General features: G+C 73.4%; 19 protein-coding genes. 9 read left to right on the top strand and 10 right to left on the bottom strand.

From position 1 onward, the window contains the following. The 3 genes from G3I60_RS18550 to G3I60_RS18540 form a co-directional block, all read right to left on the bottom strand. The coding region (locus G3I60_RS18550; protein WP_164607501.1) for a GAF domain-containing protein at positions 1-1043 on the bottom strand (1043 nt) is incomplete at its 3' end. A gap of 44 nt (positions 1044-1087) precedes the next feature. After that, a complete protein-coding gene (locus G3I60_RS18545) occupies positions 1088-1870 on the bottom strand; it encodes a 3-hydroxybutyrate dehydrogenase (RefSeq protein WP_138356007.1) in 783 nt (260 codons plus the stop codon). Positions 1871-1961: 91 nt separating this feature from the next. Next, entirely contained in the window at positions 1962-2459 is a 498-nt protein-coding gene (locus G3I60_RS18540) for an NUDIX domain-containing protein (RefSeq protein WP_164299468.1), read from the bottom strand. 188 nt (positions 2460-2647) lie between these two features. Here G3I60_RS18540 and G3I60_RS18535 point away from each other — a divergent pair, with 188 nt between their 5' ends. Next, positions 2648-3697, top strand: coding sequence for an O-antigen ligase (locus G3I60_RS18535; RefSeq protein ID WP_164299470.1), 1050 nt, complete (start codon positions 2648-2650; stop codon positions 3695-3697). 201 nt (positions 3698-3898) lie between these two features. Here G3I60_RS18535 and G3I60_RS18530 read toward each other — a convergent pair whose 3' ends face one another. Together G3I60_RS18530 and G3I60_RS18525 are read right to left on the bottom strand one after the other, a co-directional pair. Next, complete coding sequence (locus G3I60_RS18530) at positions 3899-4462, bottom strand: hypothetical protein (protein WP_138356004.1); 564 nt, start codon at positions 4460-4462, stop codon at positions 3899-3901. A gap of 89 nt (positions 4463-4551) precedes the next feature. Then, entirely contained in the window at positions 4552-5349 is a 798-nt protein-coding gene (locus tag G3I60_RS18525) for an aspartate/glutamate racemase family protein (RefSeq protein ID WP_164299472.1), read from the bottom strand. A 98-nt stretch (positions 5350-5447) separates the two neighbouring features. On the opposite strand from G3I60_RS18525, the gene G3I60_RS18520 reads away from it, so the two are divergent. Beyond that, positions 5448-6632 carry a glycosyltransferase gene (locus G3I60_RS18520; RefSeq protein WP_164299474.1) on the top strand — a complete coding sequence of 395 codons (1185 nt, stop codon included), beginning with the start codon at positions 5448-5450 and terminating at the stop codon, positions 6630-6632. On the opposite strand, the gene G3I60_RS18515 is transcribed toward G3I60_RS18520, so the two are convergent. Beyond that, positions 6605-7753, bottom strand: a complete 1149-nt coding sequence (locus G3I60_RS18515; RefSeq protein WP_164299476.1) for a glycosyltransferase — start codon at positions 7751-7753, stop codon at positions 6605-6607. The two genes, G3I60_RS18520 and G3I60_RS18515, sit on opposite strands and share 28 nt — an antisense overlap. Before the next feature lie 118 nt (positions 7754-7871). Next, positions 7872-9233: a TerD family protein gene (locus G3I60_RS18510; RefSeq protein ID WP_164299480.1), complete on the bottom strand. Its 1362-nt coding sequence runs from the start codon at positions 9231-9233 to the stop codon at positions 7872-7874. A gap of 258 nt (positions 9234-9491) precedes the next feature. On the opposite strand from G3I60_RS18510, the gene G3I60_RS18505 reads away from it, so the two are divergent. The 4 genes from G3I60_RS18505 to G3I60_RS18490 all read left to right on the top strand — a co-directional run bounded on the left by G3I60_RS18505 (position 9492) and on the right by G3I60_RS18490 (position 14164). Then, positions 9492-10091, top strand: coding sequence for a DUF6643 family protein (locus G3I60_RS18505; RefSeq protein WP_138353820.1), 600 nt, complete (start codon positions 9492-9494; stop codon positions 10089-10091). Between the two features lie 55 nt (positions 10092-10146). Then, complete coding sequence (locus G3I60_RS18500) at positions 10147-10974, top strand: MOSC domain-containing protein (protein ID WP_138353821.1); 828 nt, start codon at positions 10147-10149, stop codon at positions 10972-10974. A gap of 106 nt (positions 10975-11080) precedes the next feature. Continuing rightward, complete coding sequence (locus tag G3I60_RS18495; RefSeq protein WP_164607499.1) at positions 11081-11683, top strand: hypothetical protein; 603 nt, start codon at positions 11081-11083, stop codon at positions 11681-11683. Positions 11684-11770: 87 nt separating this feature from the next. Further along, positions 11771-14164, top strand: a complete 2394-nt coding sequence (locus G3I60_RS18490) for a right-handed parallel beta-helix repeat-containing protein (protein ID WP_164299482.1) — start codon at positions 11771-11773, stop codon at positions 14162-14164. Here the strand turns inward: G3I60_RS18490 and G3I60_RS18485 are convergent. Beyond that, the gene (locus G3I60_RS18485) at positions 14134-16527 is read right to left on the bottom strand and encodes a hypothetical protein (RefSeq protein ID WP_164607497.1); all 2394 of its coding nucleotides are present in this window, start codon (positions 16525-16527) and stop codon (positions 14134-14136) included. The genes G3I60_RS18490 and G3I60_RS18485 overlap by 31 nt on opposite strands. 207 nt (positions 16528-16734) lie before the next feature. Here G3I60_RS18485 and G3I60_RS18480 point away from each other — a divergent pair, with 207 nt between their 5' ends. Continuing rightward, positions 16735-17571 carry a DeoR/GlpR family DNA-binding transcription regulator gene (locus G3I60_RS18480; protein ID WP_138353825.1) on the top strand — a complete coding sequence of 279 codons (837 nt, stop codon included), beginning with the start codon at positions 16735-16737 and terminating at the stop codon, positions 17569-17571. A gap of 24 nt (positions 17572-17595) precedes the next feature. After that, the gene (locus tag G3I60_RS18475) at positions 17596-18084 is read left to right on the top strand and encodes an SRPBCC family protein (protein ID WP_164299662.1); all 489 of its coding nucleotides are present in this window, start codon (positions 17596-17598) and stop codon (positions 18082-18084) included. Between the two features lie 23 nt (positions 18085-18107). Here the strand turns inward: G3I60_RS18475 and G3I60_RS18470 are convergent, their stop codons facing one another. Beyond that, positions 18108-18575: a MarR family winged helix-turn-helix transcriptional regulator gene (locus tag G3I60_RS18470; protein WP_138353827.1), complete on the bottom strand. Its 468-nt coding sequence runs from the start codon at positions 18573-18575 to the stop codon at positions 18108-18110. Between the two features lie 105 nt (positions 18576-18680). On the opposite strand from G3I60_RS18470, the gene G3I60_RS18465 reads away from it, so the two are divergent. Beyond that, entirely contained in the window at positions 18681-19238 is a 558-nt protein-coding gene (locus tag G3I60_RS18465) for a DoxX family protein (protein ID WP_138353828.1), read from the top strand. Positions 19239-19395: 157 nt separating this feature from the next. Here the strand turns inward: G3I60_RS18465 and G3I60_RS18460 are convergent, their stop codons facing one another. After that, positions 19396-22470, bottom strand: coding sequence for a glycoside hydrolase family 38 C-terminal domain-containing protein (locus G3I60_RS18460; RefSeq protein WP_164294214.1), 3075 nt, complete (start codon positions 22468-22470; stop codon positions 19396-19398). Positions 22471-22477 lie beyond the last annotated feature (7 nt).

The raw sequence follows: 22477 nt of genomic DNA, 5'->3' as shown, positions 1-22477 counted from the left end.
CCGAGCAGCAGGACGGCGCCGAGGAGCTCGCCGCCCGCGGTGACGGCGGCGGTCCAGGTGTCGCCCTCGCGCACCGCGTGGCCGTCGGCCCGGGAGCGGGCGACGGCGGCCGCGAGGGCGGCGGGCACCGGCTCGCCGCCGGTACCGGTTCCGGTGACCCGGACCGTGCCGGAGAGCACTTCGGCGACGGCGGCGGCCACGTCGTCGACCCCGCCGCCGCGCAGCACCAGCTCGGTGAGCCGGTCGTGGACCTCGGAGGCCCGTTCCAGGACGGCGCTGTGCGTGCGGATGGTGTCGTTGGCGGCGCCGAGGCCGTCGAGCGCCGAGCGGGTCTCCTCCAGCAGGTTGGCGGTGTCGATGGCGACGGCCGCGAGGGAGGCGAGCGAGGCGAGCAGGGCGATCTGCTCGCGTTCGAAGACCCTGATCCGCCGGTCGGCGGCGAAGAGCACGCCGATGACCCCGCTGCCCAGGGCGAGCGGCACGCCGAGGATGGCGACCAGGCCCTCGTCACGGACCCCGGAGTCGATGGTGTGGGTGTGCCGGAACCGCTCGTCGTCGAAGTAGCTCTCGGTGACGTACGGCATGGCGGTCTGCGCGACGAGCCCGCCGAGCCCGGCGCCCATCGCGAGCCGCAGGCTCTGGAAACGGGCGGACACCGAGCCCTCGGTGACCCGCATGTAGGTGTCCCCGGCGCGGGGGTCGTTGAGGGTGAGGTAGGCGACGTCGGTGCCCAGCAGCGAGCGGGCCCGCTGCACGATGGCCTGCAGTACGGCGTCCAGATCACGCAGCCCCGCCAGATCGCCCGCGGTCGCGAAGAGCGCCGACAGCTCCGCCTCGCGCCGCCGCCGCCCCTCCAGCTCGTCCCGGACCCGCAGGGCCAGCCGCTTGGCGCGTTCGAGCTCCGCGAGCCGGGTGACGGGCGCGCCGTCGGCGCGGGCCCGCAGCACCGGGCGCTCGTACTCCTCGGCCGGTGCGCCCCGCGCGAGGAGCCGCAGGTAGGGGGCCTCGGCCGGTTCGTCGGCTGCCGGGTGATCGTCATTCATGGGCACAGGCATACCGGCCCGCCCGGCCCCGGCGCCAGCGGCGTTCAGTGGGCGGTCCATCCACCGTCCATCGTGAGGGAGGCGCCGGTGATGAAGGAGGCCTGTTCCGTGCAGAGATACGCGGCCAGTTCCGCGACCTCGGCCGGCTCCACCAGCCGTTTGACGGCCGAGTCCGCCAGCAGGATCTCGGTCACGACGCGCTCGGGCGCGATGCCGTGCGCGGCGGCCTGGTCGGCGATCTGCCGCTCCACGAGCGGGGTGCGGACATAGCCGGGGCACAGGCAGTTGGAGGTCACCCCGTGCCGGGCGCCTTCCAGGGCGGCGGTCTTGGAGAGCCCTTCGAGACCGTGCTTGGCGGAGACGTACGCGGACTTGTACGGGGAGGCCCGCAGCCCGTGCACGGAGGAGATGTTGACGATGCGGCCCCAGCCCTGCCCGTACATGTGCGGCAGCGCCCCGCGGATCAGCCGGAAGGGCGCCTCCAGCATGACGCGCAGAACGGTGGAGAAGACATCGGGCGGGAAGTCCTCGATGGGGCGGACGAGTTGCAGCCCGGCGTTGTTGACCAGGATGTCGGTACCGGCCGCGGCCTGCTCGGCGGCGTCGAGATCGGTGAGGTCCAGCAGCAGGGTCTCCACGGAGCCGGGCCGGCCAGCGGCCTCCTCGTGCAGCGCGGCGAGCCCGTCGGCGTCACGGTCGACGGCCCGCACCTTGGCCCCGGCGGCGGCCAGCCGCAGGGCGCAGGCCCGGCCGATGCCCCCGGCGGCCCCGGTGACGAGTGCGGTGCGGCCGCCGAGGTCCACGGCGGAAGGCGAGATCAGCGTCATGCTGGGCAGGCTAGGCAGCGATCGCCCGCCGACCGATGGCGGCCGCACCCACACTTCGGCGCCACCGGATGTGGCGTGGCGCCATGGGTGCTCAGCGCTCGCGGGGACCGGGGTCCGGGGCCGGGACGAACCAGGCCGCCGGTTCGTTCTTGAGCGCGAGCGCGATGCGCTCGCGGTGCAGCGGCGCGAGTTCCGGCAGCGCGTCGGGGGCGAACCAGCCGACGTCGAGCGACTCGTCGTCGTTGACCTTCGCCGTGCCACCGACGGCGCGGCACAGCAGCACCACGTCCATGTACTGCGCGAGGTGCCCGTTGGGGTACTCGATCACCTGGTTGGTGAAGACACCGAGGATCCGCTCGACGACGGCGACCACCGCGGTCTCCTCCTGGATCTCCCGCACCGCGGCCGCGGCGGGCTGCTCCCCCGGCTCGGGGATACCGGCGATCAGCGCCCAGTTCCCGGTGTCGGAGCGGCGGTTCAGCAGCACTCTGCCGCGGTCGTCGAAGACCACCATGACGACGCCGGGCATGAACAGCAGTGTGTTGCCCGCCTTGGCACGGATAGCGCGGATGAACTCGGGAATCGGCATCCCCCGAGCCTAGCGAGAGCCCCTGATCGTCACACCAGCACCAGGGCCACCAAGTGGTGGATCGTTCCTGCACTACATATCCACAACTCACCACCTGAGCCGTTACGGTGACCGGGACAGCGCCTACGCGGGGACCGGACGGCGACGGCACCCCGTCGCGTCCAGGTGGCGTCAGGGGGTACCGGGGGATGAGAACGGCGACCGGCGGGGCGTCAGGAGCGATGCGTGCGGACGGCCGGGACGGCCCGGAGGAACGAGTTCAGGGCAGCAGGACCGACGCGCTCGGCGTCGCCGTGCTCGTCGGCTGCGCCACCTGGTCGCTGATCGCCGCGGCGGGCCGTCCGGCCCGCCCCGAGGGTCTGCTGCTGGCACTTCTCGCGGTGACCGCCGGATACGCGACGGGCCGGATCGCGGGCGCCCTGCTGCCCGTCGCGGCCCCGGCGGGCATGGCGCTCGCGATCGTCGTCGCGACCCTGGTGATGCCCGGCCGGCTCTCCGGCGCCGCCGATACGCCGCCGCTGGGCTACCCGAACGCCGACGCCGCGCTGCTGGTCCTGGCCACCGGCGCCGCCTGCTGCGCCGCCTGGAGCGCGCCCTCCCCGCCCCTGCGGCTGGTGCTGCGCACACTCGGAGCCGGCGCCGGGGCGCTGGCGCTGGCCCTCGGCTCCACGGCCGGGTTCGCCGCGTCCGTCGGAGTGCTGCTGTGCTCCCTGGCCGCTTCGCACATGCGCCGTCGGCTGCTGGCCCTGGTGGGGTTCGCGCTGGCGACCGCGATAGCGGTCGGCGGAACGTACGCTGTGGCCACCGACACCCTGCCGTCCGGCCTCTCCGCCTCCCTCGCCGGACAGCTGACCGCGCCCCGGGTCGAGCTGTGGCGCGACGCGGTGGGAATGGCCGAGGACCACCCGGTGCGCGGCGTCGGCCCCGACCGCTTCCGCGTGGAGAGCGCCGGCGCACTGGCGGCCACCGAAGGACCGCCCACTCCCCAGTCCGCCGTCTTCCAGGTCGCCGCGGAACAGGGCTTTCCCGGCCTCGCCCTCCTCGGGGCGGCGTTCGCCTGGGTCCTGTGCACGCTGTGGCGCTCCCCGCGCTCCACCCCGGTCGTCCTGACCGCCGGAGCCGCCCTGACGGGGCTCTCCATGCTCGCCACCGTCGACCACGTGCTCAGCTACGCGGTGGTGACCGCCGCGGCAGGCATCCTGGCGGGCCTGGCGGCGGCGCGTCCGTTGCCGGACTAGGGCGTGTTTCGAAAGTCCCGCCTGGCCCACGACGCCTGGCACGCGCCCTAGCCGAGGGCCGGGCCGGATCAGGGGCGAACGTGAGGGGGACGGGGCCGGAGGGGGAGGGGTCCGAAATGCTGCCGTGTATTTGTGGGCCGCCAGGCACGTAAATATACGATTTCGGACCCCTCCCCCGGAGGGCCCGGCCCACGACCCGTGTCAGGAAACCGGCGGCAGGCCGTTGCGCGGCCGCAGGCCGACCCACTGCCGGATCGCCGCCACGGCACCCTCGGCGTCGTCCACCGTCACTGTGAAGACATGCCCGCTGCCCAGCACCAGCACCACACCCGGCCCGCGGCGTACGACGACCGCGGTCCCCATCTCGGGCCGCCAGCGATAGCCCCAGCCGCCCCACGTGCGCGGGCTGACGAGGGGGGCGAGGTCCGCGGAGCTGACCTGGTCCAGGGGGATGCGGCGGCGCGGTACGCCGATGTGGCCGCAGCGCACGTAGAGGCCTTCGCGGTCCACCGTCACCCGCACATGGGTGAACGCGACCGTGCCGAAGAGCACCAGCAGCCCGACGGCCACACAGCCCACCACCGACATGACCAGCGGCGCCAGACCCGAGGTGTAGGGGCCTTCCACGGCCAGCTCGATCCCGAGCGCCATACAGGCGGCGCCGGCGGCCGCGGGCAGCCACTGCATGCGGTTGTGGGCGCGTCCTGTCCAGACCGGGGGCCAGATCTGGGGCGCGGGCGCGTCTCCCTGAGGAGCTTCCGTCATGGTCCGCAGCCTACTCAGCTACCGGCGAGTCGGCAGCCTCATGAAGCGGGCGGATGAACGCCGGCCGGACGGACCCGGGCGGGACGGGTTCAGGCCGACGGGCTGAGGCGGATGCGGCCCGCTCCGAGCGCCGCGCCCTCCGGGTAGGCCAGCGCGGACGCGGGAAGCTCGGACCGGCGGCCGCTGAGGATCACCGTCAGGCTGCCGGACGGCTCCGCCGCCGGCTCGGGGAGCGCGCCGAGCCTGCGCAGCGCCTGGGCGGCGACCGCCTCCGCCGACCCGAGCAGGGTGACGGCAGGACCGCCGGCCCGCTGGACGGCGGCGCGGATCCGCTCGGTCACCAGCTCGTAGTGCGTACAGCCCAGGACCACGGCGCGCACATCGTGCGGCGTACGGGCCGCCGCGACGGCGATGGCCGCGTCGATCGCCGCGTCGTCGGCGTGCTGGACGGCGTCCGCCAGCCCGGGGCACGCCACTTCCGTCACGGCCGCCCCGTTGCCGAACTCGTCGATCAGCCGGCGCTGGTAGGCGCTGCCGGTCGTCGCGGGCGTGGCCCAGATGGCCACCGCCCCGCCGCCCGCGGCGGCGGGCTTGATCGCGGGCACCGTACCGATCACCGGCACGGCCGGTTCCAGCTCCGCCCGCAGCGCGGCCAGCGCGTGCACGGAGGCGGTGTTGCACGCGACGATCAGCGCGTCGGGGCGGGTTTCCGCGGCCGCCCGCGCGCAGTCCAGCGCATGCGCCGTGACGTCCTCGGCGGTGCGCGGGCCCCACGGCATCCCGTCGGGATCCGAGGACAGTACGAGGTCGGCGTCGGGCCGCAGCCGGTGCAGTGCGGCGGCCGCCGCCAGGAGGCCGATTCCGGAGTCCAGCAGCGCGATCTTCACCCGGTCACCTTATGCGACGACCGCCCGCGGCCCTCAGGGCACGGGGGGTCCGGGCGCGTCCGGACCCACCGTGGCGCGGTTGCGGCAGACTGCGGCAGGTGACGGTGCTGACGTGGGTCGCTGGGGTGTCGCTGCTGGCGTGGGTGTGGCTGCTGCTGGCACAGGGGTTCTTCTGGCGGACGGATGTCCGGCTGCCGGGACCGGAGAAGGGACCGGGCGGTGGGGCCGACGCGTGGCCGACGGTGGCCGTCGTCGTGCCCGCCCGGGACGAGGCGGCCGTGCTGCCGCTGAGCCTGCCCTCGCTGCTGGCACAGGACTATCCGGGCCGGGCCGAGGTCTTCCTCATCGACGACGGAAGCACGGACGGGACCGGCGAGACCGCCCGGTCGCTCGGCGCGCTGCACGGCGGGCTGCCGCTGACGGTGGACTCGCCCGGTGAGCTCCCGGCGGGCTGGACCGGGAAACTGTGGGGCGTACGGCACGGCATCGCGCTGGCCACCGAGCGCACCGGCGCGGAGTACCTGCTGCTCACGGACGCGGACATCGCGCACGAACCGGATTCGCTGCGTGCGCTGGTGGCGGCGGCGCGGGCGGCGGACCTCGACATGGTGTCGCTAATGGCCCGGCTGCGCGTGGAGACGGTCTGGGAACGGCTGATCGTCCCGGCGTTCGTCTACTTCTTCGCCCAGCTGTACCCGTTCCGCTGGATCAACCGTCCGGGCGGCAGGACGGCCGCCGCGGCCGGCGGCTGTGTGCTGATCCGCCGCTCGGCCGTCGAGGCGGCCCGGGTGCCGGAGTCGATCCGGCACGCGGTGATCGACGATGTCGCGCTGGCCCGCGCGGTCAAGGGCGGCGGCGGCCGGATCTGGCTGGGGCTCGCGGACCGGGTGGACAGCGTGCGCCCGTACCCGGACCTGGGCGAGCTGTGGCGGATGGTCTCGCGCAGCGCCTACGCGCAGCTGCGGCACAATCCGGCGGTCCTGGCGGCGACCGTCGCCGGGCTCGTCCTCGTCTATCTGGTGCCACCGCTGGCGGCGCTGGGCGGTGCGGCGGCGGGGGCCTGGCCGCTGTGCGCTCTGGGCGCGGCCGCGTGGGCGGTGATGGCGGGGACCTATCTGCCGATGCTGCGCTACTACCGGCAGCCGCTGTGGCCGGCGCCGCTGCTCCCCTTCACCGCGGCGCTGTATCTGCTGATGACCGTCGATTCCGCGGTGCAGCACTACCGCGGCCGGGGCGCGGCGTGGAAGGGCAGGACCTACGCGCGTCCCGACGCCTCGGTGTAGACGGCGGCCAGCCGCGCGCCGACGGCGTCCGGCCCGAAGTGCCGCCGGGTCCGGTCCGCGAGCGCCGCGGGCTGCCGCCGCGTCAGTTCCGCGGCGGCCTCGACCAGCGCGAGGGCCAGGGCGTGCGGATCGGCGGGCGGTACGAGGATGCCGCCGTCGCCACCGACGAGTTCGGGCAACGCGCCGGTGCGGCTGCCGACGACCGGGGTGCCGCAGCACAGCGCGTCGAGTGCCGTGGTGCCGAAGCCGCTGACGTGCCGCGGGTCCACGAAGAGGTCGGCGTGCGCGAGGGCGTGCAGGGTCTCCTTCCGGCCGAGGTCACCGGTGAGGACGGCGGCGCCGCCGGTCCCGGCGCGCCGGAGGTGTTCCCGGACGGCGCCGAGCCCGGGCCCGTCACCGATGATCCGCAGCCGTAACCGCGCATCCTTGCCGAGCGCTTCGGCGAAGGCGTCGGCCAGTACGTCCCAGCCCTCGTTCCCGACGAGCGGGCCGGCGGCCACGATGCGCACCGGGTCCTGGCGGATCCGCGCCCGGGCGGGAACGTCCGGCAGCGCCTCGGTGTCCACGGGGTGCGACACCAGCAGATGGCGGCCGGGGAGCCCGAGTTCACCGAGCCGGGCGAGCAGTAGGTCGCTGACGGGCAGGATCGCGGCCGCCTCCCGGTACAGCCGGGCCGCGCGCCGCCGGTCGAGCAGTCCGGGGAGCGGCCGCGTCGGGTGGCCGAGCCAGCGGCGGTCGTGCTCGGACAGGACGTACGGGATACCGGTGACCTTGGACAGCCACGGCAGCTGGCCTGCCGCACCCGGGGCATGGCCGTGCAGGACGTCGATCGCGCCGCACTCCGAGGTCTCGACCCGGAGGACCGCCTCCATGCGGCCCGCGGTGACCCGCTGCCCGACGGCAGCGGTGGCCGGACGGTTCCGTCCCCCGTGCGCGGCCTCGATCTCGTAGCGGTGCGGGCTCCGCTCGTCGCGCCCGGCGAACGGCAGTCCCGGCAGCGGCGGAGTGCTCAACGAGCCGACGGTAACCAGCTCGACGACATCGGCGACCGTGGCCGCGGCCCGGTGCCAGGCGTCCGGCCGTCGTGGCCCGTCCGGTCCGGACAGCATGGCGACCCGCACGGCCTCACCCCTTGTGACTCCTCACGGAGCGCGGCGGAAACCTCCCGGAATCCACCGCTCCGGGGCGCCACTGTGGCACAGCGGCGCCTCCGTCAGGGCCGGTTCCACGCGCTCCGGGTCACTTACGGCCGGGCGTCCAGTTCATGCCCCATCCGTAGGCGTAGTCGACCGTGCGCTGCGGGCTCACCCCGCGCTGCGGCACCAGGTAGCGCGCCTCGCGCTGCACCAGCAGGTCACCGCCCTGGTTGGTGATGAGCGCGAGGGCGCAGACGTTCGACGGCACGGTGCACTCGTCGAGCGAGAAGTCGATCGGGGCGCCGTTCAGCGGCTGGAGGGTGACGGTCGCGTGCAGTCCGGCGAAACTGCGGGCGCCTTCGTAGATCGTCACGAAGATGAGGATCCTGCGGAACGCCTGCTTGTGGTCCAGGTTGATGGTGAGGTTCTCACCGGACTCGGAGCCGCCGGTCCTGTCGTCACCGTCCAGGTGCAGGTACGGGGGCTGGTGGAGGGATCCGAACGCGTTGCCGAGCGCCTGGATCACGCCCTTGCTGCCGTCGGCGAGTTCGAACAGCGCGCACAGGTCGAGGTCGAGGTCGGAGTGGAACGCCGACGGCTTCCCGCTCTTGCGCCCCCAGCCCTTGAACTGCTTGTGCATCTGCCAGCTCAGGTTCACCCGCATCGCGCCGGAGACGCCGCCCTGCTTGGTGAGGGAGACCGACGGCGCCTCCTTGGTCAGCGTCACCTTCGTGAGCCGCACGGGCTGCGGCGCGGCCGGCGGAGCGGGCGGTGGCTGCACCGGCGGGGGCGGTGCCTGGTACTGCTGCGGCGGGGGCGGCGGCGCCTGGTACTGCTGCGGCGGCGGGGGCGGCGGCTGGTACGCCGGGTGCGGCTGCGGCGGGGCCTGGTAGGTCTGCGGCGCCGGCGCCACCGGAGCGGGAGCGGTCACCGGCGCGGGCGCGGCGGGCTCGTCGACCGAGATCCCGAAGTCCGTGGCGAGCCCGCCGAGTCCGCTGTCGTAGCCCTGGCCCACCGCGCGGAACTTCCAGGCGCCCTGGCGGCGGTAGAGCTCACCCAGCACGAACGCCGTCTCCACGGACGCGTCGGTGCTGTCGAAGCGGGCCAGTTCCGAGCCGTTGGCCGGGTCGCTGAGGCGGATGTGCAGACCGGGGACCCGCCCGAAGGTCCCGCCGTCGCTGGAGGCGGCGAGCACGATGGTCTCGATGGCCGGTTCCACACCGCTGAGATCGACCGACAGGGTGTCCGTCACCGCGTCCCCGGCGGTGCGCTTGCCCTCGTGCCGTACGGCACCGGACGCGTGCGCGGGCTGGTTGTAGAAGACGAAGTCGGCGTCGGACCTGACCTTGCCGCCCACCAGCAGCAGAGCGGAGGCGTCCACGTCCGGGACACCGGGACCGGTACGCCATCCCAGCTCCACGCGGACCGCCGGCACGGACACCGGCACATTCGTGCCCTTGCGCATCGTCATGCTCTCCCCTTTTGCACGGTGCCGTCCACCGTAGCCCGGACCCATGGCCGTCGGACATATGCTGCCGCTCCGCGGTCGGGGGCGACCGCCGGTAACGCCCCGCGGACACGGCTTTTACGCGATCTCAACGCCTAATGGTGACCGATTTTCGTTGATTCGCTCGTATTGGGGATCGACCGTCACTCACAGCACACAAAACAACCTACTAATCGGTCTCCCCAACCAGCACATCGTGGGCTTAACTTAAGTGCCATGAGCTCCCCCCGCGGCACCTATGGTGGCGGCTACTACGCAGCGCCGTCCTTCCCGGACACGCCGATCTACGACAGCCTCGTCGCTGAGCGTGGCACCCCCCAGATCGCCCCGATCAGAGTTCCGTCGGAGTACTCGTACCCGTCGTACGAGACCGGCAGGAACCTCCCGGCACTGCCGGCCGCCCTCCCCGCGCTGCCGTCCGGTTCGTCGCAGTACGCCCAGTACCCGGCCGCCCAGGGCGGGTACAACGGCTACCCGTCGAACGGCTACCAGCCGCAGCCCGCGCCGGTGCAGCACACTCCCGCGCCGTACATCCCGCAGCAGGCCGGCGGGGGGCGCGCGAGCGGCTCGTACAACGGGTTCAACGGTGCGAACGGCTTCACCGGGGCCAATGGGTACAACCCGGGCTCCACCGGCAGCTATCCGGTGCAGCAGCCGCAGCCGCAGGCTCCCGCGCAGGGTCTGGGCCACGACTCCGCGCGCCAGGCGCCGCAGCGCCCGGTGCAGCCCCGTCAGGTGCCGAACGGCTATGTCGAGGACCCGTATCAGCAGCGGCGTCCGCTCGGCCAGGGGAACCAGGGCTACTACCAGGGCTGAGCAGCGTGCGGCATACAGCCGGGCGGGCCGCGGCCGGTCCTGGCAGGATGCCGGTATGCCGACGCACGCCCTGCTCAGTGCCCTGTACATCTACCCGGTCAAATCGCTTCGCGGCCTTGCCCGCGAAGCGGCGGACGTGGAGCCGTGGGGGCTCGCCGGAGACCGCAGGTGGATGCTGGTGGACGCTGACGGGCGCGTCATCACGCAACGGCAGCAGGCGAGTACGGCGCTGGTGACCGCGCAGCCGTCGGGGGGCGGCTCGCTGCGGTTCACCGCGCCCGGCCAGGAGGCACTGGAGGTGGCCCCGCCGGAACAGGGAACGCCGGAACCGGTGCTGATCTTCCACGACAAGGTCGACGCCGTCGCGGCGGGCGACGCGGCCGACACCTGGTTCAGCGACTACCTCGGGGTGCCGGCACGCCTGGTGCACATGACCGACCCGGCGGTCTGCCGCCCCGTCCATCCGGAGTTCTCCCGCCCCGGCGACACGGTGTCGTTCGCCGACGGCTTCCCACTGCTCCTCACCGCCACCGCCTCGCTCGACACCCTCAACGCCCATATCGCGCGCGGCGCCCACGCGTCCGAGGGTCCGCTGCCCATGAACCGCTTCCGGCCCAACGCGGTCGTGGACGGCACCGAGGGGTGGGCCGAGGACGACTGGCGGCGGATCAGGATCGGCGAGGTCACCTTCCGGGTCGCCAAGCGCTGCGCGCGCTGCGTCGTACCGACCACGAACCAGGAGACGGCAGAACGCGGCCGGGAACCGATGCGCAGCCTGGCGAAGCACCACCGGATCGACGGCGCGACGATCTTCGGCCAGAATCTGATCCCCGAACACCCCGGAACCCTGCGGGTCGGCGACCCGTTGACCATCCTGGAGTGACGCGTCGAGGCATCGCTCCTGCGACCACCGCGCGGACGGCTCCGCTCACCCCGCGCGGTCGCCGCGCCGTTTGAGGTATTCGAACGGTCGAAGGGGGTGCTGCTCCTTGGGCTCCAAGGTGCGTTGGTGGCGGTGGCGGCGCAATCCGCTGCGCCGCGCGTCGGATCTCGCCGAGGCGTGGATCGGCCTGGTCACCGTGGTCCTCGTGCTCTGTGCCGTGCCCGCGGCCGGCTGGTTCACCGGCCAGGCCGCCAACCGCGCCCTGCAGCGCACCGTGCGCCACCAGCTGGCGGAGCGCGCGCTGGTACCCGCCGCCCTGGTCACCGCCGCGCCCCGGTCGGCGGCGGGGACGGACACCGAGGCCGGCCAGGCGCGGCAGACCCGGCGGCCGGCCGTACTGACGTGGACGGCGCCGGACGGCTCGGCGCGCAGCGGTACCGTCCGCGTCGAGAACCAGGAACAGGTGGACGGCCGGCTGCACATCTGGACCGATCGCGGCGGCCGGCCGGTCGATCCGCCGCTGGACCGCGCCACCGCCAGGGCCCACGCGGCCCTGGCAGGGCTCGGCGGGGCGGCCCTGGCGGGCGCGTTGCTGCTGGGCATACGGCAGTTGCTGCTGTGGCGGCTGATGCGCCGCCGGCTGCTCGAATGGGAGCGCGAATGGACCCGCGCGGGCCAGGATTGGGGACGGGCGGGCGCCGGCGGCTGACCGCGACTCGTCATGGAGGGCGTCCCACTCACGCTACGGTGGATCCCCCGGTCGGCTATACGCAAGAGGTGGGGGCAGGGCAGCCCGATGGCACATGGCGTGGTGCAGGTGACCAGCACGAGCAGCTCGCGGTGGCGCCGCCGTTCGGGAGAGTACGAGACCCTGGCCGCCGCCCTGGAAGCGGCCGGTGACGGCGACGTCCTGTCGATCGCCCCGGGCACCTACCGGGAGAACCTCGTCGTCACCCGGGCCGTCACCCTGCGTGCCGCGGAGGGCCTGGGCTCGGTGCGGATCGCCCCCGCCGGCGGCGTGGCGCTGACGTTGCGCGCGGCGGCCCTCGTACAGGACCTGACCGTCGAGGGGCAGGACACCTCGGCGGCCGCGCTGCTCATCGAGGGCTGCGCCCCGGAGCTGACCGGCCTGCGGGTCGCGACCAGGTCGGCCGTCGGGATAGAGGTGCGCGACAGCGCCCGTCCCACCGTCCGGCAGTGCACCGTGGACAATCCGGCGGGCCTGGGGATCAGCGTCCTGGAGTCGGCCGGCGGGCTGTTCGAGGACTGCGAGGTGGTCTGCGCGGGCCAGACGGGCGTCTCGGTGCGCGGCGGCGCCTCGCCCCGGCTGGAGCGCTGCCGCATCCACCACACCAACGGCGCGGGCCTGTCCGTCACCGGTGAGGGCACCTCCGCCGAGGCCGTCGGCTGCGAGGTCTACGAGATCAAGGGCACCGGTGTGCAGGTCGCCTCGCGCGCCACCGGGCACTTCACGGACTGCCAGGTGCACCGCACCACGGGCGACGGGATCACCCTCGACACCGACGCGGTGCTCACCCTGTCCGACTGCGACATCCACGACATCCCCGAGAACGCGATCGACCTGCGGGCCCGTTCGGTCCTCACCCTCACCCGGTCCGCCGTCCGCCGCTTCGGCCGCAACGGCCTGTCGGTGTGGGACCCGGGCACCCGGGTGGACGCCAACCGGTGCGAGATCCACGACAGTACGGGCGACTACCCGGCGGTCTGGGTGAGCGACGGGGCCGCGGCCGTGCTGGACTCCTGCCGGGTGCACGACGTGCCCGACGCCCTGTTCGTCCTCGACCGGGGCTCCCGGGCCGAGGTCGTGGACAGCGACTTCTCCCAGGTGCGCAACACGGCGGTGTCGGTGAGCGACGGCGCGACCGTCCAGCTCGACGACTGCCGGATCCGCGAGGCCGCCACCGGCGCCTGGTTCCGCGACCACGGCAGCGGCGGCACGCTGGCGCAGGTCACCATCGACGACACGGCGACCGGAGTCATCGTCACCAAGGGCGCCGACCCGGTGCTGGACCGCTGCACGGTCACCAACCCGGCGGAGGCCGGCTTCTACGTGTCGGCCGAGGGCCGCGGCACCTTCACCGGCTGCCGGGTCACCGGCAGCCGCGGCTACGGCTTCCACGTCATCGACGGCTGCCGCAGCACCCTGACCCGCTGCCGCACCGAGCGCTGCGAGCGCGGCGGCTACGAGTTCGCCGAGCCGGGCCCGGTCACCGAGGACTGCACCAGCGACCGGGCGGCCGAGCAGACCCCGGACGCCGGGCAGCCGGTGACCGCGGTGGCCGCCGTCCAGTCGTTCGGGCTGCTCGGCGGCGTGCCCCAGCAGGGTTCCGCCGAGCCGGCGGCACCGGAGCCCGTGATCCGGGCCTCGGACGACGTGCTGGGCGAACTCGACGCGCTGGTCGGTCTGGACAGCGTCAAGCGCGAGGTGCGCACCCTCATCGATCTGATCGCCGTCGGCCGCCGCCGCCAGGAGGCCGGCCTCAAGGCGCCGTCGCTGCGCAGGCATCTGGTCTTCACCGGCTCCCCCGGCACCGGCAAGACCACGGTGGCGCGGCTGTACGGCGAGATCCTGGCCGCGCTGGGTGTGCTGCAGCGCGGGCATCTGGTCGAGGTGGCCCGGGTGGACCTGGTCGGCGAGCACATCGGCTCGACCGCCATCCGCACCCAGGAGGCGTTCGACCGGGCGCGCGGCGGTGTGCTGTTCATCGACGAGGCGTACGCGCTGTCGCCGGAGGACTCCGGGCGGGACTTCGGCCGCGAGGCGATCGACACCCTGGTGAAGCTCATGGAGGACCACCGCGACGCGGTGGTGGTCATCGTCGCCGGGTACACCGCCGAGATGGAGCGCTTCCTCGCCTCCAACCCCGGTGTGGCGTCCCGGTTCTCCCGCACCATCGCCTTCGGCGACTACACCGCCGACGAACTGCTGCGGATCGTCGAGGCACAGGCGATCGAGCACGAGTACCAGCTCGGCGACGACGCGGGCGACGCGATCCTCAAGTACTTCAACGCCCTGCCCCGGGGACCGGGTTTCGGCAACGGCCGCACCGCGCGGCAGACCTTCGAGGCGATGGTCGAGCGGCATGCGGGACGCCTCGCGCACGTCACCGAACCGAGCCATGACGAGCTGCAGCTGCTCTACCCGGAGGACCTGCCGGAACTGCCCTGAACGGGAAGGCCGGGCGGCTCCGGATCAGGCGGCTCCGGTGTTCCCGCGGCGGGCAACCGGCGCAGCAGCGCGGCCCGTTCGGCGGCGAAGACCGGATCGCACGGGAAGCCGGAGTGGCCGAGCACCGGTTCCGGCAGCGGATGCTGCGGTGTACGGCCGTACGCCACCGGGTCCTTGAGCGGTCCGCGGTCCACCACCGTGCCCTCCCCGACCCGCACCGGGCCGCCGATCGGGTCCGTACGCCGCCACAGGTTGCGCCACGCGCTCAGCTCCCGGTGCAGCGAACACAGCTGCGGCGGGCCGAAGTACGCGGGGAACCACCGGCCGTAGAGCCGCTCCAGCGGGCAGCCGTAGGTGAGCAGGGCGACCCGGCGCCGGGTCGCCGGGTCCAGCTGCCAGACGGCCGCCGCCGCGAGCACGCTGCCCTGCGAGTGGCCGGACAGGATGATCCGGCCGCCGGTGCGGGCGGTCCAGGTCGCCATCCGCCAGGTCAGGTCGGGCACGGCCCGTTCGGCGTAGCAGGGCGGCGCGAACGGGTGGGCGGCGCGCGGCCAGAACGTGCCCACGTCCCAGAGGATGCCGATCGTGCGGCGCGCGGACGCGTCCCGGTAGGCACGGCGCCCGAGCGCCAGCAGGGCGACGACGCCCGCGCCGACCAGCCAGGAGCCCAGCGACTGGGCGGCCCGCGCCACGTCCGGCAGCGGTCCGGGAGCGCCCTCCGCCGCCTCTCCGGGACCGGCCCCGCCGGTCCACGCCCCGACGACGGCGCCCGCGCCGAGCAGGAACGAGACCCCGCAGACCAGCGCGACCAGCGACGCGACGGAGTCGGTCAGCCCGGCGCGGGCGATCGCCCCGGCGATCTGCCGGGTCCTGGCCGGCTGCCGGGCCTCCCCCGGATAGAGCCCGGCCATCTCCTCGCCGACGGCCAGCCGCTCCCGCCACAGCCGCCATGCCGCACCGGCCACCACGCCCACCAGCACGACCAGCAGAACCGGGATGATCGACGCCTGCCACGTCAGCAGCGCCGGCGGTCCCCACAGCGGACCGCCGTCCTGACCCGGCGTCGCGCCCCGGTCCAACCAGTCCGCTATCCGCTGGGACACCCCGCCCGTCAGCACACCGCCCAGGGCGCACGCGAGCAGCGCCACCGCGGGCCCGCCGAGGCCGTGCAGCACCGTCTGCCCGGCATGGCCGCCGAAGTGCGGCGCCTCCACGGCGGGCTCCGATACCTGCGGCGGGATCCTGGGCGGCGGATCGTCGGCCTCGCGGTGCATCAGGGCTGCCGTCACGGCCAGCGCGGCGATCAGGGCGCCCTGGACGAGGGTGAGGGCGGTGAAGGTGACATCGGCCGGTAACCGCCCGGCGGAGGCCCAGCCGGGACGGTGCCAGCCGGCGTGGACGGCGACGGCGGCCAGGACGGCCGGGCCGCCGCACAGCAGCAGCCGGGCGGTGCGGTGGTCCGTGCCGTCGTCCGGTTCCGTCTCGCTGCGCCCCGCACGGCAGGTCTCGGTGACCGCCGCGGCGGCGAGGACGGCGATCAGCCCGCCGAGTGCCCAGCCGGTGGCGCCGAGCGCGCCGTGGTCGCGGCTGAGCGCCGGCACCAGCAGCGCCGTCGCGACCGTGAGGGCGCCGACGGCGGTGTGCGCGGAGCGCAGCCGGGCGACCAGCCGGCGGCCGTACCAGAAGCCGGGCAGCGCCAGCGCGGGCCCGCCCGCGCCGGGGCGGCTGTCGGTGGCCGGGCGCTGGGACTCGTACGCGTACCAGGTCCGGTGCGAGAGCCACCACAGCAGCGCGGTGAGCCCGCCGGGCACCAGGGCCGCGAGGGCCAGCCGCCGACCGGGCTCGGACCACCAGCCGCCCCGGTGCGCGGCGGCGAAGCCGAGCCAGTACTTGCCGCGGACACACGAGGCGCTGCCCGCGCACTGCCAGCCGACCAGGTCCATGGAGACCTCGCAGACGGCGGCGACCAGCAGCAGCGTCAAGGTGAGCGCGATGAGCCGCACCAGCACGTCATAGGCCCGGTTCAGGCCGTCCCTGGCGGTCGGCGGGCGCATCCAGTGGGCGAGGTTGGCGACCATGAACGGCAACAGCAGCAGCCACATGGCCCGGCTGCCGTTCCCCGAGGTCAGATTGCACCAGGTGTACGCCTCGGGCACCGGGGCGTCCCGGTCCGCGCCGGGGTGGAGTTCGGCGTCGGCGTCCACCGTCCGCCGGTACAGCCCGGCCGTGTCGTCGCCCGCCACCCGCACGGTGCGCGGATCACCGAGCATCCCCTGGGGTGTGGCGCCGCCGACGCCGTGGACGAGCAGTTCGAGTGCCGGTTCCCACGCCTCCGCGGTACCGGGTCCAGGATGCCGGCTCACGTGTCCCCCGTCCTGTCGTGCAGTCCCAGGATCGGCGCCCCCGCGGGCGGGCGCAGCACTCCGTACGGAATGTGACCCGAAATCGTGACAAGGACGCGCCGCGGAGCCCCGATCACCCCCCGCACGCCCTGATGCCTCCCGCATGGAAGGATGACCGTGGTTCGATGGCGGTCGACGGGACGCATGAGACGAGAGACAGGGCCACGGGTGAGCGACAACCAGAATCTCCTCGCCGAGCAGCGGCGTGCCCTCATCCTCGACGAGGTCAGGCGGCGTGGCGGGGTACGGGTCAACGAACTCACCCGCAAGCTCAACGTCTCGGACATGACCGTCCGCCGGGATCTGGACGCGCTGGCCCGGCAGGGTGTCGTGGAGAAGGTGCACGGCGGCGCGGTGCCGGTGGTCGAGGCGAGCAGCCACGAACCGGGCTTCGAGGCGAAGTCGGGCCTGGAGCTCGGCGCGAAGGAAGCCATCGCGCGGGCCGCCGCCAAGCTCGTGACACCGGGCAGCGCGATCGCCCTGTCGGGCGGCACGACGACCTACTCCCTGGCCCACCACCTGCTGGACGTACCCGACCTGACCGTGGTGACGAACTCGGTGCGGGTCGCCGACGTCTTCCACACCGCCCAGCGCCGGCCGGGAGCTCAGAGCCGGGACGGCGCCGCGACGGTGGTGCTCACCGGCGGAGTACGGACCCCGTCGGACTCCCTGGTGGGCCCGGTCGCGGACCGGGCGATCGGCTCGCTCCACTTCGACATGCTGTTCCTGGGCGTGCACGGGATCTCGGTCGAGGCCGGCCTGTCCACGCCGAACCTGGCGGAGGCGGAGACCAACCGGCAGTTCGTGCGCTCGGCACGCCGGGTCGTGGTGATCGCCGACCACACCAAGTGGGGGACGGTGGGCCTCAGTTCCTTCGCCTCCCTCGAGGACGTCGACACCCTCGTCACGGACGCCGGCATCCCCGAGGTGCTGCGCGCGGAGATCGCCGAGTACCTCTCGGACCTGGTCGTCGCGGGTGAGACGGACACCGACGCAGACAGCTGACGGCTCGTCACGTAAGGTGCGCCCATGGCCCGCCGATCGCGCTCACCGCGCCCCCTGCGCCGCGTCGAACTGGACTTCCTCGACACCGCGCCCGTACGTCTGGTCTTCACCCTCGCCATCATCGCGTCCCCCGAGGCGGTGTACCGCGCGCTGGCCGTGGATACCGAGGCCTGGCCGGCATGGTTCCGCGCCGTCAAGTCCGCGCGCCCGACCGAAGCGGGCCGCGACGTCGTACTCGCCGGCGGTGTCCGCTTCCAGGAGACGGTGCTGGTCGCAGACGCGCCGAAACAGTACATCTATCGGGCCGATACCTGTAACGCCCCAGGACTGCGGGCCCTGTTGGAGGAGTGGCGGGTGGAGCCGGTCGGACCCGGCAGCCTGGTGCAGTGGACCTTCGCGATGGACGGCCCGGCGCCACTGCGCCTTTTGATGCGGGTGCTGCGGCCGGGGCTGGGTCGGGCGTTCCGCGGCGCGGTGCTGGCGCTGGACCGGCGGCTTGCGGGGGCGGAGTAGGTGGGGGTGCGGGGCTGCCGGACTCAGCGGACGGTGGATGCGCGCAACCGGCGGCTGACCTCGCCCAGGCCCTCCGCGATGGCGGTGAGCTGCTCGCGGGTGAGGACGTCGATCAGTAGCTCGCGGACCAGGGCGACGTGTCCTGGGGCGGTCTCGCGGACCTTGGCCCAGCCCTCGTCCGTGAGGCAGGCGACAACGCCGCGCACATCGCCGGGGAAGGACCGCCGGCGGACCATGCCGCTCTTCTCCAGCTGGGTGACCTGGTAGGTCAGCCCGCTCTTGGAGGTGAGGAGAGCGTCGGCGAGCTCGGTCATGCGCAGCTCGCCGCAGGGGGCCGCGGAGAGCCGGGTGAGGATCTCGTACTGGGGATGCGAGAGGTCGGCGTCGTCCTTCAGTTGCTGTTCCACCCGGCGGCCCAGCAGGTTGCTCGCCGCCAGGAAGCCCGTCCAGGCCGCCATCTCCTGCTCGTCGAGCCACCTTGTGTTGTCCATGGGGCCATCGTAGCGCTGTTGTTCAAATTCGAATTAGCCGATACGGTCGGACCAGTGGTTCGAATTTGAACCACGCCACGTCCCCCACCCCAGGAGAACCGCCCTATGCCCTCCCCCACCACCCAGCTGACTCCGCCCGTCCTCCGTGCGCCCGCTCCGGCGACCGCGGCGGCCACCCCGCACGCCTATGACGCCGGGCTGCTCCTGCTCCGGCTCGCGGTCGGCCTCACCATGGCCGCGCACGGCGCCCAGAAGCTGTTCGGCTGGTTCGGCGGGGGCGGCCTCGACGGGACGGGCCAGTTCTTCACCATGAGCGGCTACCCGTCCGGCAAGGCGATGGCCGTCGTGGCGGGTCTCAGTGAGACCTTCGGCGGGCTCGGCCTCGCCGTCGGCCTGCTCACCCCGCTGGCGGGCGCCGCGGTGGTCGGCACCATGGTCAACGCGCTGGCCGTGAAGTGGGGCGGCGGCTTCTTCGCGCCCCAGGGCGTCGAGTACGAACTGCTGCTGACCGCGGCCGCCGCCGCCCTCGCCCTGACCGGCCCCGGCCGCCTGGCCGCCGACCGCTACCTCCCCATCCTCCGCTCCCACCGACTGGCCTACGGTGCATCGGCTGTGGTGTTGGGCGTCGCAGTGGCGGGCGTCATCCTCCTGCTGCGCAAGTAGGCCCACACCCCGCTCCGGCCGGCTGTGACGTGAGGGGGCCGGGTCCTCCGGTGGGGGGTTCGAAATGCTGCCGAGCTATTTGTGGGCCGCCAGGCCCTAAATAGTCGATTTCGAACCCCCCACCGGAGGACCCGGCCCCCGACCGCACCACCAACGGTCAGACGTCGCCCCGAGCCAGCCGCAGGGTACGAATCTCGAACGGCCGCAACGACAGCTCGACACCCGAACCACCGCCCACGACCCCACCCGTCGGACGTTCCAACAAGTCGCACACCGTGGCCGACGCCAGCTCGAACCCCGCCGTCAGTCGCGCCCTCGCCCGGCCGCCGGCCGACTCGTACAGCCGCACCACAACGTCACCGCTCCCGTCGTCCGCCAGCTTCACGGCCGTCACGACCACCGCGTCCTGGTCCACCGAGACCAGCGGCACCACCGCCGCGCTGCCCGGCACCCGCCGCTCGGGCAGGTTGATCCGGTATCCCTCGCGCACCGCGTCGCCGATCGCGGCGCCGGGGACCAGCGCGTACCGGAACCGGTGCGTGCCCTGGTCGGTGTGCGGGTCGGGGAAGCGCGGGGCGCGCAGCAGGGAGAGCCGGACGGTGGTCGTCGTGCCGCTGCTGAGTGCGGCCTCGGTACCGCCGGTGCGTGCGGTTTCGGCGTCCGGCCGTACGGTACGGGTCACGTCGTAGCCGTACGTCGAGTCGTTGACGACGGCGACACCCCAGCCCGGCTCCTCCAGATGCACGAACCGGTGGGCGCACGCCTCGAACTTCGCGGCGTCCCAACTGGTGTTGGTGTGCGTGGCCCGGTAGAGGTGGCCGAACTGGGTCTCGGCCGCCGTGCGGTCGGCGTGCAGGTCGAGAGGGAAGGCCGCCTTGAGGAACTTCTCGGTCTCGTGCCAGTCCACCTCGGTGGCGATGTCGAGGCGGCGCTCCCCCGCGGTCAGCGTGAGCACCTGTTCCACCCGGGAGGACCCGAAGTTCCGGGTCACCCGGACCGCCGCCACTCCGCCGCCGACGGCGTCCAGTTCCAGGGTGTCGACGTCGGTGAGGTCGGTGACCGTGTTGCGGTAGAACGTGTCGACGTCCCAGGCGTCCCAGCGGTTGGGGAAGTCGGGGTGCAGTTGCAGCAGGTTGGCGGCGGCGCCCGGGGCGATCGTCTCGCGGCCGGCTTCGAGGTCGTAGACCGAGACGACGAGTCCGTGCGCGTCGACCGCCACCCTCAGCAGCCCGTTGGCCAGGACGAATCCGCCGCCCTCGCGCGGTACGGCGGTGACCGCCGCGCCGGTGTACGGCGCCGTGACGACGGCGCCGCCCGCGGGGGCGCCGGAGCGGGCGTGCGGCGCAGCGTTGAACAGCACGGAGGTTCCGTCGGCGGGGCTGCCCGCGAGGGCAGCCTGTGCGTCGGCGATGATCCGGTCCAGTTCGGCGCCGACGGCCGCGTACTTCGCCTCCGCCTCGCGGTGCACCCAGGCGATGGACGAGCCGGGGAGGATGTCGTGGAACTGCAGCAGCAGGACGGTCTTCCAGATCCGGTCGAGGTCCTCGTACGGGTAGGGAAAGCCGGCCCGTACGGCCGCGGTGGCGGCCCACAGTTCGGCCTCGCGCAGCAGGTGTTCGCTGCGGCGGTTGCCCTGCTTGGTGCGGGCCTGGCTGGTGAGCGTGGCCCGGTGCAGTTCGAGGTAGAGCTCCCCCACCCAGACCGGGGCGTCCGGGTATTCGGCGTGGGCCTTCTCGAAGAAGGCGGACGGCTTCTCGAAGACGACCTTCGCCGAGCCCTCCAGGTCCGCCAGCCGCTTGCCGTGCGCGAGCATCTCGCGGGTGGTGCCGCCTCCGCCGTCGCCCCAGCCGGTCGGGGCCAGCGACCGCGTCGCGGAGCCCTTCTCCTGGAAGTTGCGGACGGCGTGGGCGACCTCCTTGCCCGACAGCTGGGCGTTGTAGGTGTCGATCGGGGGAAAGTGGGTGAAGACCCGGGTGCCGTCCAGTCCCTCCCACCAGAAGGTGTGGTGCGGGAACTTGTTGGTCTCGCTCCAGGAGATCTTCTGGGTCAGGAACCACTTGGCGCCGGCCTGCTTGACGATCTGCGGGAGGGCGGCCGAGTAGCCGAACGTGTCCGGCAGCCACACCTCCTCGGTGTCGATGCCGAACTCCTCCAGGAAGAACCGCTTGCCGTGCACGAACTGCCGTGCCAGCGCCTCGGATCCCGGCATGTTGGTGTCGGACTCGACCCACATGCCGCCGACCGGTACGAACCGCCCGTCCGCGACGGCCTTCTTGACCCGTGCGTAGACCTCGGGCCGGTGCTCCTTGATCCAGGCGTACTGCTGCGCCTGCGACATGGCGTAGACGAACTCCGGGTTCTCCTCCAGCAGCGCCGTCATGTTGGAGGTGGTGCGCGCGACCTTGCGGACGGTCTCGCGCAGCGGCCACAGCCAGGCCGAGTCGATGTGGGCGTGGCCCACCGCGCTGATGCGGTGCGCGGAGCGGTGCGCGGGTGCGGCGAGCACCTCGGCCAGCTGCTCGCGGGCCGCGGCCGCCGAGCCGCCGACGTCCTGCAGGTCCACGGCGTCCAGGGAGCGTTCCACCGCGCGCAGGATCTCCCAGCGGCGGGGTGAGTCGGTGGACAGCTCCGCCATCAGCCCGCCGAGCACCTCCAGGTCCTGGACCAGCTCCCAGACCGTCTCGTCGAAGACCGCGAGATCCATCCGGGCGAGCTTGTACTGCGGCTCGCTGCCGGCGGTCTCCTTGTCGCCGAGGTCGGTGGGCAGGAAGGGGTGGTAGTCGAGCAGCACCGGGTTGGACGAGGCCTCGATGTGCAGTTCCACCCGCTCGCCGCCGGCGACGGGCGCGCCGATCCGGATCCACTGGTTGCGCGGGTTGAGTCCCTTCACCGGCGAGCCGTCCGCCCGGTAGACCAGGCCCTCGCACTGGAAGCCGGGCATGTTCTCGTCGAAGCCGAGGTCCAGCAGCGCCTCGACGGTCCGGCCGGCCCATTCGTCGGGTACGACGCCCGTCACGGTGATCCAGCTGGTGCCCCACGGCGGGCCCCAGGGCTCACCGGTCTCGATGGGCGTACGGGGCGCCGCCAGGCCCTCGGCCACCGGGACGGGCTCGCCGGGGGCGTTCCAGATCCCGATGTCCAGCGGCACCGACTGCGGATAGACGGCGGGGCGGATGCGTTCGTCGAGGACCCGCTTGAGCCGGTCCTCGGTGACGGTTCGGTTGCTGTGCATGAGGGTG

Source organism: Streptomyces sp. SID13666, from assembly GCF_010548325.1.
In the GTDB taxonomy this organism is placed as follows: Bacteria; Actinomycetota; Actinomycetes; order Streptomycetales; family Streptomycetaceae; genus Actinacidiphila; species Actinacidiphila fildesensis.
Note: the sequence above shows the minus strand (reverse complement) of the source record. Positions and strands in the feature narration are given on the sequence as shown.